The sequence below is a fragment of the Francisella sciaenopsi genome, assembly GCF_045862875.1.
Classification (GTDB): Bacteria; Pseudomonadota; Gammaproteobacteria; order Francisellales; family Francisellaceae; genus Francisella; species Francisella sciaenopsi.
On the sequence record NZ_BTHG01000002.1, the window covers coordinates 255276 to 268693 of the forward strand.

Consider the following 13418-nt stretch of genomic DNA (forward strand, 5'->3'; position numbering starts at 1 on the left):
TTTACTAAATAATTTTTTTAATTTTTCCAAAGACCTTATTCAAAAACCCTTTTTTTGCTCTTAATTTATTAGCTTTTTTGAGTTCATTAAGTCTTTTCATTTGTTCTACGGAATCTTGAATTGATTCTATAGTTGCTAAACTATTATCTTGCTGATGACTTTCATCAGAAAAAGTTTCATTATCTACAGTTTCGATAGGTTGATTTTGTTCAGAATAAGTATCAGGGTCACTTAACTCAGCATATTTTAGATCAAGACTAGCGGTCTTAGGAGTTTCTGGTTTCGTAGAAAATTTATTTTCAGTAATGATATACATATCATTTTCATTTTTTCTGATGAAACCTTGATCTTTAAGTACTCTACGATATTTGTATATCAGGCTTCTAGAGACTCCAAAACCATCCGCTAACTGAGCAACGCTATAGCCTTGCTCAATGGCTTTTAGAATAGCTTTTTTTATAGCGAATTCTTTCTCGTTAGGTATTTTCATATTAAAATATTTGACCCGAAAAATATTTAGTTAATTATAGCTTAGCGATTAGATTTATACAACTTGTCCCGATGCCCATCCAGAAGCCCAAGCCCACTGAAAATTATATCCACCTAGCCATCCAGTTACATCAATAACCTCGCCAATAAAGTATAAACCTTTGACTTTATTCGCTTCAAGAGTTTTTGATGATATTTCATCACAACTAATACCACCTAATGTAACTTCTGCTGTACGATAGCCCTCTGTAGTTTGTGGGTATACTATCCATTGATGGAGCTGTTGGTGAATTTTATTTATTTGTTCTGCAGATAAATCACATATTCTTTTTTCGAGTAGTTGGTTTTCAAAAAATGTACTAATGAGATTTTTCGGTAGCAGTTCCGATAGAGTATTTTTTAGAATGACTTTTGAGCCTAGTTCTTTTTTTGAAGTTAAAAAATCACTAATATTTACATTTGGGGAAAGATTAATTTCGATACTCTCTCCCGAGTGCCAATAAGATGATATTTGTAAAATTGCTGGACCACTTAATCCTTTGTGTGTAAAAAGTATATTTTCATCAAAACTTGCTCGATTATTAGTAACTCTACAGTAAGTTGATACTCCACGTAATTGTCCAAATTTTTGTTGATCTTCTGAGTTGAAAATAAAAGGCACAAGACCAGCTCTTTGAGGATTAATTCTTAAGCCAAATTTTTTGGCGATTTTATAACCAAATCCAGTTGCACCCATAGTAGGTATAGATAACCCACCAGTAGCAATCACTAGTGATTGACATATATATTTACCAGCGCTGGTTGTTATATAAAACACATCTTCTTTTTTTGTAATGTCATCAATAGTCGTATACAACTGTATCTTAGCTTGATACTTCTGGCATTCATCTAACAGCATATTAACGATATCTTTAGCTTTGTTATCACAAAAAAGTTGGCCTAGAGTCTTCTCATGATAAGGAATATTATATTCACTAACTAGACTGATAAAATCCCATTGAGTATATCTTGATAGTGCAGATTTCATAAAGTGCTGATTATCAGCTAAGTATCTATCCGCTGCGATATTGTAATTTGTGAAATTACATCTCCCTCCACCAGACATTAGAATCTTTTTGCCTACTTTATTGGCGTGGTCTAATACCAGTACATTACGACCTCTTTTAGCTGCTTCTATAGCACACATAAGCCCAGCTGCACCGGCACCAATTATTATTACATCATAATTTTTGATAGACATGAAATTTAAAGATCCTTTAGTTTATACCAGTATAACCCAACAATTATAAACATTAAAACCAAGTAAATACTTATAATGTTTGTAACATTATGAGCATGCACATAACTCTGTAAAAATGATGTTAAACTAGTCATTGAGATATTCACAAAATACATAATTGCTGCTGCAGTTCCAGGGATATGTCGAAACATTGAGATACCTTTTCCCATCGATAGTGGAAAGATTGATCCACATGTGAAATAAACAGCCATAGTAGCAATAATAATCAAAGATATACTATTGTTTATCAAGCTAATTATAAAGAAAATAGCAGTTAAGATTATGAATAAATGGATAACTACAAAAAATATCTTACCAACAGAGTAATGATCTAATAATTTACGCCCAAGTATCGGTGCTGGTAGAAAGGCACAGCCTAAAAATATAGCTAATTTACCAAAGTAAGCAGCAGAATATCCCATTACATCTTGAATTAAAAAAGGGCCTAAAGTATTAAAACTAATGATAAGTGAATAAGCTATTCCCATGGCTACACAGAGAGTCATAAATTCTCTATTAGTTATAACTTCTATTATATCTTGTTTGATTTTAGTTGTGCTTAGTTTTGATTTTTTGCTAAGCGTTTCAGGGATATAGATAAAAACTAATATTGTCAGCAAGGCTACTACGATACTAAAGAAGTAAAATCCAGATTTCCAACCAAAAGCATCTTGTAAGAAACCACCGATTATAGGTCCTGCTATAGGTCCTAATCCCCATAAAAATCCCATTGTTGGTCCAAGTTTTAGAAGCTTTTCAGGTGGCAGAATATCTGAAAAAACACTTCGAGTAACAACTCCCATTGATCCCATCAGAAATCCTTGAAAAAATCGTGAGCCTAGCAATACATATTCATTTGGTATTAGAGTAGGTAATAAGCTAACTATGACAAATAGTACGCATGATGTCCTAAGTAGAACTTTACGACCTATACCATCAGTAATGATACCTATTAGGAGATTACCTATAGCATATCCTATCAGATATATAGATATCACCATTTTTGAAATAGAAGCAGTTGTATTAAGAGAAGCACTAATACCAGGTAAGGATGGTGCAAATAAATCTATACTCATACCCATTAGTATCGGGAATGAAAGTAATACAAGCATTCTTATCTTATGCTGATAATTATTAGTCGTAAAGTTATCTTGTTTAATCAATTTGTTTTTAAGAAAGAACTTTGAGAGAATGATTTTAGCAGATTTTGCCAGTGATTGAATAGTCACTAGCAGTATATAAGTAATATATTCTTAGATATTAATATCTACCTTGTTGGATCATAGCATTAGCTACTTTTTCAAAACCTGCAAGGTTTGCACCAGCTACTAAGTTGTAGCCAAGACCATATTTCTCAGATGCGAATTTACAAGCATCAAAGATATTAGCCATAATTTGCTCTAACTTAGCTTCTACTTCTTCAGCAGTCCAAGCTATTCTAGCAGAGTTTTGACACATTTCTAAACCAGAAGTAGCAACACCACCAGCGTTAGCAGCTTTACCTGGAGCTAGAATTACACCTTTTTCCATTAGGAATTCGATAGCTTCGTTAGTTGTAGGCATGTTAGATGCTTCAACAACATATTTAACACCAGCATCGATAAGCTTCTGAGCATCTTCAACATCGATCTCGTTTTGAGTAGCAGAAGGGATAGCGATATCTCCTTTAACTCCCCAAGGCTTTTGACCAGCATGGAAAGTAGCGCCGAATTTCTCTGCATAATCTTGCATAGAAACTTTGCCTTCACGGATTTGTAATAAGAAATCAATTTTTTCTTCTGTAGTGATACCTGCTGGATCATGTACGAAACCTTTTGAACCAGAGATAGTAACAACTTTACCACCTAACTGAGCAACTTTCTTACATACACCCCAAGATACGTTACCATAACCAGAAACTACAACAGTTTTACCTTGCATAGTTTCACCATCATGTTTAAGCATGTTTTGTAAGTAGAAAACAGCGCCATAACCTGTAGCTTCAGGACGAATTAAGCTACCGCCTGACTCTAGAGATTTACCAGTTAATACACCGTTTTCAAAAGCTCCACGGATTCTTCTGTATTGACCATACATGTAGCCGATTTCTCTACCACCAACACCGATATCACCTGCAGGAACATCGATATCTGGACCGATATGGCGTTGTAATTCAGTCATGAAACTTTGGCAGAAGTTCATGATTTCTGCATCAGTTTTACCTTTAGGATCGAAGTCAGAACCACCTTTACCACCGCCCATAGGAAGTGTAGTTAAACTGTTTTTAAATATTTGCTCAAAACCTAAGAATTTAATGATTCCAGAATATACGCTAGGGTGGAATCTAATACCACCTTTGTAAGGACCTATTGAACCATTAAATTGATATCTGTAACCTCTATTAACCTGAACATTGCCATCTCTGTCAATCCATGGAACTCTAAATGTAATTCCTCTTTCTGGCTCAACGATTCTTTCTAGAATATTTTCTTCGATGAACTTTGGATTTTTTTCTAATGCTGGCTTAAGAGTAGAAAAAACTTCTTTCACAGCTTGAATGAACTCTTTTTCATGTCCATCTCTTTTTTCTACTTTAGCGATTACGCTATCAATATATTTTTGAGCATCCATTTATGCATCTCCTTTGTGATTTGAAAATTTATTTAGAATATTTCTTATATACGAGGTAGACTCACTCATGAATTTTCATGATGAATCATATAAGAGAATATCCTACATGTACAAGTTTGCATTTTACCAAATCAGTTTACAACGAACTTGGCTTAATTAACATGATTTTATAATAATATTTTATTAATAAAAATCAAATAATCTAATTTCATATATAAAAATATTTTACAAAAAATTGATTATTGTTTAGTCTAATTAGATAAATGATATTTTTCGTTAAATTAAACCAAAAGGAATAGAGCATGAGTATGTCATTTGGTTATAACTTTATGAGTCGTATTTGGAACCTCTAACAGTAGGAGAATAGTGTATGTATATTTCAAAATTTTATTTCAAAACAAATTATTTATTAATACCAAAGAACCATAAAACATACACTAAGCGGAAACCTCTTATTCTTTAAATTTATTTATTGATTGAAATTATAGTTTAGGAGGGCAAAAATGGTTAGTCAAAATCCAAGTGTACAAAAAATACCAAAGGCTAAGCAATTAATTGTAGTAACTACATCAAAATGGCAGAGTGTATCAGGGAGGCTTTGGTTTTTTGAAAAAGACAATCAAAATAATTGGTTAGCAAAGAAATCAGCAACTGCTGTGGTAGTTGGTAAGAATGGCTTAACATGGGCGGATAACGTATATCAAAGTCTAGCATATGCAGATTTAAAAAAAGAAGGCGATAGTAAATCACCAGCAGGTATTTTCGATATTGGTAAAAATTTTGGATTTGCTAATATCTCAGCAGTTGAATATGTACAGCTAAAAACTGGAATCGAGTGTGTTGATGATAGTAATTCAAAATACTATAACCAGATAGTTAATAGTAATCTTATTGATGATAAAGATTGGCTCTCAGCTGAAAATATGTCAGAGATTGCTATCTATAAATATGGTATAGAGATTTTGTACAATACTAATCCAGCGATAGCCAAAAAAGGCTCTTGTATTTTTATGCATATCTGGAAGTCTCCGACGACAGGTACAGAAGGATGTACTGCTACAGCAGAGGATGATATTAGAGAGATTCAGTCTTATTTGGATGTGAGTAAAAATCCTATATTGGTGCAATTAACTCAAGATGTTTATAAACAAGTACAAAATGATTGGCAGTTGCCGATTTTATATTAAAAAGGATAATTAAATGAGTAACTATATAGCTTTTGATAAAGTAAGACTAGCTAATTATATAAAAGAGCATAAACTCACGACACCATGTTATATATATGATAGTAGACTTTTAGAAGATACATTTGCTAGTGCAAAAAAAGCATTAGATAAAAATTTCAAAAACGCTGAGATTCATTATGCAATTAAGGCAAATCATCATTCAAAGATAGTAAATATCGCTAAGAAATATGGTATGGGGATTGATTGTGTAAGTGGCGGCGAGATTAGAAGAGCACTTGAGCAGAATGTAGATCCTCAGCATATTGTTTTTGCAGGGGTTGGCAAAGCTGATTGGGAGATTGAGTTAGCTATTGATAATAATATCTTTGCTTTCAATAGTGAGTCTTTAGAAGAGATAGAAGTCATTAATGAAATAGCATCCTCGAAGAATAAACAGGTAAATATTTGCTTACGCGTAAATCCAAATATAGATGCACAGACACATCATTATATAAGTACAGGGCAATTTGATGATAAGTTTGGTATTGCTTTTGATAATATTCTTAACTGGTTAAAAAATGATTTTCAAAGCTTTAGCAACATAAGTATTATAGGGTTGCATTACCACGTCGGTTCACAGATATTGAACTATCAGGTTTTTCAATCATTAGCTATAACTACAAATGAGCATATAAAACTTCTCAAGCAAAATGATATTGATATTGAACATATTAATTTTGGTGGTGGTTTGGGGATTGATTATCAAAATCCACAACAGAATCCTATAGTAGACTTTGATAACTATTTTGCTAGATTTAGAGAATTTTTTGAGTACTGTGATGATGTTAAATTACACTTTGAGCTTGGTAGATCATTAGTCGCACAGTCAGGGGTGCTTGTATCACAGGTATTGTTTAATAAAGTGACTCAAGATACTCATTTTGCGATTATAGATGCAGGTATGACAGAGCTTATTAGACCAGCATTGTATCAAGCACAACATAAGATTGAGGCTTTGGTCGATGAAAGTGTCGATGAAAAGCAGCATTATCATATAGTTGGGCCTATCTGTGAATCCAGTGATGTATTTGCAAAATATTATCAGCTTCCTAAAATAAAGCGTGGTGACTTATTAGCAATATATTCAGCAGGAGCTTATGGTAAGGTTTTAGCTAGTGAATACAATTTAAGACCAACTGTTCAAGAGTATTTTATATAAGGTTTATTTGAATTATGCATATATCTAACAAAAAAATTTCGACACTATCGCTAACAATGCTAAATATCTCAGCGATAATTAGTTTAAGTTCGATAGCTTATATGGCAACAATAGGTTTACAGAGTGTTTTCTTTTATCTAATTGCTGCAGTTACATTTTTGTTACCAACATCGCTTATCTGTGCTGAGCTTAGTAGTATGATAACGCAAAATAATGGTGGTGTATTCAGCTGGGTTAAGGCAGGTCTTGGTGAAAAAGCCGGTGTACTTGCAATGTGGTTAGAGTGGTTTAATAATGTGGTAGGCTTCCCAAGTTCTGTGACAGCACTAATTGCAACATTTTCATATATTGGTTTTAGAGGTTTTGCTGAGAATACTCAAACAAGTGTTACTTTTTGGTTGGTGATGGTTGCTGTATTTATCGTTATAAGTTTGTTTAACTGCTTACCATTACGAAAAGTTGTTGTGCTAAATATTATTGGTGCAGTATTTGGTATGATAATTCCAGGAATACTATTAGTTTCTGGTGCAGTATATTTCTTAGTTACTGGGCAAAGTAATTTAGAATATCATGGCTTTAGTGATCTTTTACCAGTATTTTCTGTAGGTACTTATGCTCTTTTGGTTAAGACATTGTCATCATATTCTGGTATTCAGTCAGTAGCTTTCCATATGACGAATATCGAAAATCCTCAGAAAAATATTCCAAAATCAATACTAATAGCTACTTTGATAATCGTATCATTAACTATTTTAACAACAGTTGGTTTAACTATTATTATTCCTGTACAAGATGTTAATGTTTTAAATGGTCTGATACAGGGTATCTCACAAGTATTAAACATAATAGGCTTGGGCAATGTTAAGCCAGTAGTTGTGATAATGATAAGTTTGGGTATGTTAGCGGCTCTTAGTACATGGGTGTTAGGGCCTGCTCGTGGTATGCAGACAGCAGCAGAACAGGAGCTTTTCCCAAAAATTATGGCTGGTAAAAATAGATTTGGTATGCCAGTAAATATGCTTGTAATACAAATTCTGATAGTTTTAGTGTTATCATCTGTATTTTTAGTAATGCCATCAGTATATGCAGCATTCGCATTATTAATTGCTATTACATCACAGTTTACTGTAGTTATGTGGATAATGGTTTTTGCCGCGGCGATTAGACTTAGATTTACACAACCACATACTCATCGAGTATTTCATGTAGGTAGAAGAAACTCTAATTGGCTACTCGTAACTATGTCATTAGTTGCAATATTTATGTGTATGTTAGGCTTTATACTTGGATTATTTCCACCAGCATTTTCACATGTTAAAAATGTCTTCCAATACACAATGATTTTGGTTGTCGCGGATATTGTAATTATCGCAATTCCATTGATATGGATTTGGTTACATAGAAAGAGAATTTTGTAATAAAATCTTATATGCAATAGTTACTTCTAATCGCTAATTAGATTCTAGATTTAACAAAAACTCTTTTTTATCTAATCCACCAGTATAGCCACCAAGTTTACCATTGGAGTTGATTACTCGATGACAGGGAATAATTATCGGTAATAAATTCTTACCATTAGCATTAGCTACAGCTCTAAAAGCGCTTGGTTTACCGATATTTGTAGCTTCTTCAAGATAGCTGATAGTTTCCCCATAAGGGATCTTTATCAGTTCGTGCCAAACTTGTTTTTGAAAGTCAGTGCCTGTTAGTTGTAGGGGGATAGAGAATGATTTTAATTCTTTGTTAAAGTATTTATCAAGCTGATTTCTAGTTTGGTTGATTATGTCATTTGTTTTGAATGATATCTTTGCATTATAAGTTTTTAATAATTTTTCTATAGCATAGATATTTGAATCACTAATAAAAAAGCAAGCATATAGGTAATTATCATCAGCAATAGCAATGAGATTACCAATAGGAGTTTTAATCTCTTCAGCATAGAATACTGTTTTATAATTTTCTTTGTTAATTGCAGCTAAATAAATTTGATGAGTTTCTTTGAGCATAAGTATATTATGTAATTTAGATACATTAGATAATAGCGAAGTAATGGCAAATAGTAAATTTTATAAATTCTTTCCAATAGCAGTACTAATCATTGGCATAATCTCTTTCTTTAGTTTTGGTGGGCAGCAATATTTATCTCTTGAAGCACTCAAAAATAACTATCAAACAATATTAGACTTTGCTAATCAGCATTTTTTAGCTTGTGTGTTAGTGTTTTCGGTTGCATACATAGTTGTTGTAGCATTATCTATACCAGGGGCTACTATTATGACTTTGTTAGGTGGTTTACTATTTGGTTTGGTATTGGGTTCAATTATTGTTGTATTGGCTGCAACATTAGGAGCAAGTGTAGTTTTCATTGCTGTTAGAATAGCGTTGGGAGATTCGCTAAAAAACAAGGCTAAAGGTAGTATCGAAAAAATGCGACGAGGTTTTGAAAAAGATGTCTTTAACTATTTATTAATACTTAGATTGATACCTATATTTCCATTTTTTATTATAAATATCGCAGCGGGTATGTTTGGTGTGAAATTCAGAGATTTTTTTTGGGCAACACTACTGGGGATAATTCCTGGTAGTGTTGTTTATGTATGGGTTGGTACAAGCTTTGCTTATGTAATTCAGCAAGGAGCAGATATTAACTTAGGTATCATATTAGAGCCACAATTTATTTTGCCATTAATAGCCTTGGCAGTACTGTCAATTGTTCCAGTAATTATTAAAAAGAGAAAGTAGCTATGATTAAAACAGATATTTGTATTATAGGTGGTGGTTCCGGCGGACTTTCTATAGCTGCTGGTGCAGTACAAATGGGTGCAAGTGTAGTTCTCTGTGAAGGTGGTAAGATGGGAGGTGATTGTCTTAATTATGGTTGTGTGCCATCTAAGGCGATCATAGAAGCTTCAAGAGTTATTGCAAAATTAAATAAGGCTCCTGATTTTGGCATAAATGTAGATAGCATAAATATTGATTACGCTAAGGTGCAAGCACATATCAAAGCTACTATAGCAAAAATAGAGCCACATGACTCAATCGAACGTTTTGAGAAATTAGGGGTCAAAGTTATCCAAGAACATGCGGAGATAGTTGGTCGCTATACAGTCAAGGCGGGTGATAATATTATCAAGGCTAAATATATTGTTATAGCTACAGGTTCAAGAGCAAGTATTCCTAATATTAAAGGTTTAGATACAATTGATTATCTAACCAATGAAACAATTTTTGAGCTTAAAGAAAAACCAGAACATTTAATGATTATCGGTGGTGGACCCATAGGTGTAGAGTTAGCGCAAGCTTATGCTTTGCTTGGTAGCCAAGTTACAATTTTTGAAGCTTCAGATACTATCTTAGGTATGCTTGATAGTGAATGTCGCAAAGTTGTGATTAAGGAATTTGATCGTCTAGGTATCAACATAATTACAAATGTAAATATCACAGAGATTGAACAGCAAAATCAACAGATAAATATTTGTTGTGGCGATAAGTACTACGAAGGTTCTCATTTATTAGTTGCAGCTGGGAGACAGCCAAACTTAGCTAAGTTAAATTTAGATAATGTGGGTGTTAGGTATACCTCTAGAGGTATAGAGGTTGATAAGCGCTTGAGAACAAACCATAAAAATATCTATGCTATAGGCGATGTCACCGGAGGGTATCAGTTCACTCACGTGGCTGGCTATCATGCTGGTATAGTGATCCAAAATATCTTATTTAAGCTACCTGCAAAAGTTGATTATAGTAGCTTGCCATGGTCTATATATATTAGCCCAGAAATAGCGTATGTTGGTCAAGATATCTCACAAGCTCAAGATCAAGGTGCAAAAGTTCTGAATTTGTCATATCAAAATAATGATAGAGCAGTCGCAAGTCTAGCAACCAATGGGTTAGTTAAGGTAGCGGTCAATAAAAAAGGTTATATATTAGGGGTTACTATTGTTGGTGAAAGCGCTAGTGAGCTAATTGTACAATGGACTTTAGCAATCAAAAATAAACTAAAGATAAAAGATATAGCATCTCATATTGTGGCATATCCAACCTTGAGTGAGCTTAATAAAAGAATTGCCGGAAGTTATTTCACACCGAAGCTATATAGTAACAAAGTTAGACGCTTAGTTAGACTGTTAATGAAAGTATTTGGTAAAAGGTTATGATAGAACAAAAAATCAGGCCAACTTTTCAGAAAATCTTCGTTTATAATGTCGCTAAGCTTGTAGCGCCTATAATAGCTCCTAACGTGGTTACAATACTATCTTTAATCTGTGGTTTAGTTGCTGCAGTATCATTTTTTATAAATCAATACTTGTGTATTTTTTTGTTATTGTTATCAGGATATCTAGATATTTTAGATGGCTCAGTTGCGCGTCTACAAAATAGCTCATCATCATTTGGAACTATGCTAGATATATTAAGTGATCGTTTTGTAGAGAGTTTTATTATTATCGTTATTTTTATTAATCAACTTAATATTGCATGGGTTGGTTTATTAATGATGATGTCTATTATTGTTTGTATTAGTAGTTTTTTACTAGTAGGGATATTCAGTCAAAAAGAGTCTTCTAAAAGCTTTTACTATAGCCCAGGTTTGATTGAAAGAGCCGAAACATTTATCTTTTTTATAGTTATGATTCTATTACCGAGCACAGTATTTGTCCTAGGTTTGATTTATACATTGTTAGTCTTATGGACTACGCTTTATCGTTGTTATGAATTTTATTGTCATGAAAAAATTAAGGAGCAATTATAATGAGAAATTTTTTAAACAAAACTTTTGTGGGCTTTATGGCAGGATTAATTAGTGCCTGTGTTTTATATTTTCTATTTATATTTATTCGTCAGCATGGAGTTGAGCTTAATGATGAATTTAAATATACGCTTTATCGCTTAATGGTATGGGGTGGTGTTTGGGCTATATTATTTGCATTACCGATATCCAAAAATATTCTTATTAAAAGTATAGTTATTGGTTTGGCTGTTATATTATTTAATTTTTTGGTTAAGATGCCGTTAGCTGGTCAAGGTTTCTTTGCTATAAATGCCGGAACTGCAGTATTTGTTATGAATATCGTTTTTAATTCTTTATGGGCAATACTTGCTGGTGTCATTTATAGTATTGTGACGATTCAGCAATAGAATTGGAGAAACTGTTATGAATAGTGTTAGAGATTTGTTAAGTAACGTATTTACTGCCTATATGGCAGGATTAATCAGTGGATTGGTTATAGAGATTATTTGGATTTTGGTTACAACTCATGGCTTAAATTTAAATGAAGATCTAAAGCTAGAGCTATACCGTATGATGATATGGGGTGGTGTATGGGCGTTAATTCTTGTTTCACCATTCCCAAAGAATATTTGGATAAGAAGTGCTGTTATGGCTTTAATAGTTATACTTTTTAACTATATGATAAGAATGCCTTATTCCGGCGATGGCTTTTTCGCATCAAACGCTGGAGATGATGTGTTTTATGCTAATCTTATATTTAATTGTCCATGGGCTTTATTGGCTGGGTTTATATATTCATTTGCTAGTAATAAGTAATATATTCAACTCTTAATAATTTTTAGATAATTTAACCATATCACTTGTTTTTCGCTAATTAATCCCTATATCTAATAGCAGGAAATTTTATAACATTAACTATATATCCATATTGTTTATTTGTTGGATGTGTTTGAAAGTATTTGGGAGTTTAAAATATGGCAGATTATTATTCTTTACTTGGAGTTAGTAAAGATGCTTCAGAAGCAGAACTAAAAAAAGCATATAGAAGGTTAGCAAAAAAATATCATCCTGATGTAAACAAAGAAAAAGGAGCTGAGGATAAATTTAAAGAAATTCAAACAGCTTATGATGTCTTAGGTGATAAAGAAAAAAGAAAACTCTATGATGCGTATGGAGAAAACTGGGATAAAGTTCAGCAAGGCGGTTTTGGCGGAGCTGGAGGTGGTTTTGGAGGTTTCTCTCAAGGAGGAGGCTCTCAAAGTTTCAATTTCGAGGATTTAGGAGATATTTTTGGAGATCTTTTTGGTGGTGGCGGAGCTGGAGCAAGAGGCTTTGGTGGAGGTCAACCAAGAGCCAGAAAAGGTGAAGATATAAATATTTCTTTACGCTTGAATGTTGAGGATGCTATTAAAGGTGGTTCTAGAACAGTTTCATATAGCTATCAAGAAGCAGGTGCTAATGGTATGCCAACCATGCACCACAAAAGTGTAGATGTTAAAATACCACCAGCTATGGGTAATGGTAAAAAACTACGTGTCAAAGGTAAAGGTAGTGCAGGCATTGGAGCAAATGCTCCAGCTGGAGATTTGTATATCAAAGTTGAAGTAGTAGATCATAAGAACTATAAAGTTGATGGCAATGATATTTATGAGCATGTTAATATAGCTCCTTGGGAGGCGGCTCTTGGTACCTCATTGGAGATAGATACTCCATATGGTAAGAAGAAAATGAAAGTACCGGAGGGTAGTCAATCGGGTCGTAAAATGCGTATCAAAGGCAAAGGTCTTGGTGATGGAGATTTCTATATTGTTTATGATGTTAAATTACCACTTGCTGATACTGATGAGAAAAAAGAGCTCTATAAGCAAATGCAAGAGAAAATGAATTTTGATCCAAGAGTTTAAAGAGTATTCTAATAAAACTGTG

Annotated in this window: 14 protein-coding genes; 9 read left to right on the forward strand and 5 right to left on the reverse strand. The window is 33.2% G+C overall.

The window, feature by feature from the left end; translation table 11 throughout:
* Positions 1-4 precede the first annotated feature (4 nt).
* The 4 genes from ACKTR7_RS03755 to gdhA form a co-directional block, all read right to left on the reverse strand.
* Positions 5-490 carry an FTL_1293 family small RNA FtrC-regulated protein gene (locus tag ACKTR7_RS03755; RefSeq protein ID WP_407877077.1) on the reverse strand — a complete coding sequence of 162 codons (486 nt, stop codon included), beginning with the start codon at positions 488-490 and terminating at the stop codon, positions 5-7.
* A gap of 54 nt (positions 491-544) precedes the next feature.
* Complete coding sequence (locus ACKTR7_RS03760; protein ID WP_407877078.1) at positions 545-1729, reverse strand: BaiN/RdsA family NAD(P)/FAD-dependent oxidoreductase; 1185 nt, start codon at positions 1727-1729, stop codon at positions 545-547.
* A 5-nt stretch (positions 1730-1734) separates the two neighbouring features.
* Positions 1735-2880 (reverse strand): MFS transporter, encoded by a 1146-nt coding sequence (locus tag ACKTR7_RS03765; RefSeq protein WP_407877079.1) that lies wholly within the window; start codon positions 2878-2880, stop codon positions 1735-1737.
* 148 nt (positions 2881-3028) lie between these two features.
* On the reverse strand, positions 3029-4378 hold the full coding sequence (gdhA, locus tag ACKTR7_RS03770; protein WP_222830515.1) for an NADP-specific glutamate dehydrogenase: 1350 nt from the start codon (positions 4376-4378) through the stop codon (positions 3029-3031).
* 503 nt (positions 4379-4881) lie between these two features.
* Between gdhA and ACKTR7_RS03775 the strand changes: the two genes are divergently transcribed.
* Genes ACKTR7_RS03775 through ACKTR7_RS03785 form a run of 3 tightly spaced genes read left to right on the forward strand, consistent with a single transcriptional unit; the run spans position 4882 to position 8181 of the window.
* A complete protein-coding gene (locus ACKTR7_RS03775; protein WP_407877080.1) occupies positions 4882-5565 on the forward strand; it encodes a L,D-transpeptidase family protein in 684 nt (227 codons plus the stop codon).
* Between the two features lie 13 nt (positions 5566-5578).
* Positions 5579-6763: a diaminopimelate decarboxylase gene (gene lysA, locus ACKTR7_RS03780; RefSeq protein ID WP_407877081.1), complete on the forward strand. Its 1185-nt coding sequence runs from the start codon at positions 5579-5581 to the stop codon at positions 6761-6763.
* A 14-nt stretch (positions 6764-6777) separates the two neighbouring features.
* The gene (locus ACKTR7_RS03785; RefSeq protein ID WP_407877082.1) at positions 6778-8181 is read left to right on the forward strand and encodes an APC family permease; all 1404 of its coding nucleotides are present in this window, start codon (positions 6778-6780) and stop codon (positions 8179-8181) included.
* Positions 8182-8214: 33 nt separating this feature from the next.
* On the opposite strand, the gene ACKTR7_RS03790 is transcribed toward ACKTR7_RS03785, so the two are convergent.
* Positions 8215-8769: a methylated-DNA--[protein]-cysteine S-methyltransferase gene (locus ACKTR7_RS03790; protein ID WP_407877083.1), complete on the reverse strand. Its 555-nt coding sequence runs from the start codon at positions 8767-8769 to the stop codon at positions 8215-8217.
* A gap of 43 nt (positions 8770-8812) precedes the next feature.
* Here ACKTR7_RS03790 and ACKTR7_RS03795 point away from each other — a divergent pair, with 43 nt between their 5' ends.
* From ACKTR7_RS03795 to ACKTR7_RS03820, 6 genes are all read left to right on the forward strand, one after another.
* Positions 8813-9505 (forward strand): TVP38/TMEM64 family protein, encoded by a 693-nt coding sequence (locus ACKTR7_RS03795; RefSeq protein WP_407877084.1) that lies wholly within the window; start codon positions 8813-8815, stop codon positions 9503-9505.
* 2 nt (positions 9506-9507) lie between these two features.
* A complete protein-coding gene (locus tag ACKTR7_RS03800) occupies positions 9508-10920 on the forward strand; it encodes a dihydrolipoyl dehydrogenase family protein (RefSeq protein WP_407877085.1) in 1413 nt (470 codons plus the stop codon).
* Positions 10917-11513, forward strand: a complete 597-nt coding sequence (locus ACKTR7_RS03805) for a CDP-alcohol phosphatidyltransferase family protein (protein ID WP_407877086.1) — start codon at positions 10917-10919, stop codon at positions 11511-11513. The genes ACKTR7_RS03800 and ACKTR7_RS03805 overlap by 4 nt, the downstream gene beginning before the upstream one ends.
* The gene (locus ACKTR7_RS03810; RefSeq protein WP_407877087.1) at positions 11513-11899 is read left to right on the forward strand and encodes a membrane lipoprotein; all 387 of its coding nucleotides are present in this window, start codon (positions 11513-11515) and stop codon (positions 11897-11899) included. Before ACKTR7_RS03805 ends, ACKTR7_RS03810 begins: the two co-directional genes overlap by 1 nt.
* Before the next feature lie 16 nt (positions 11900-11915).
* The gene (locus ACKTR7_RS03815) at positions 11916-12308 is read left to right on the forward strand and encodes a membrane lipoprotein (RefSeq protein WP_407877088.1); all 393 of its coding nucleotides are present in this window, start codon (positions 11916-11918) and stop codon (positions 12306-12308) included.
* Positions 12309-12466: 158 nt separating this feature from the next.
* Positions 12467-13396, forward strand: coding sequence for a DnaJ C-terminal domain-containing protein (locus ACKTR7_RS03820; RefSeq protein WP_407877089.1), 930 nt, complete (start codon positions 12467-12469; stop codon positions 13394-13396).
* The last annotated feature ends 22 nt before the right edge of the window (positions 13397-13418 follow it).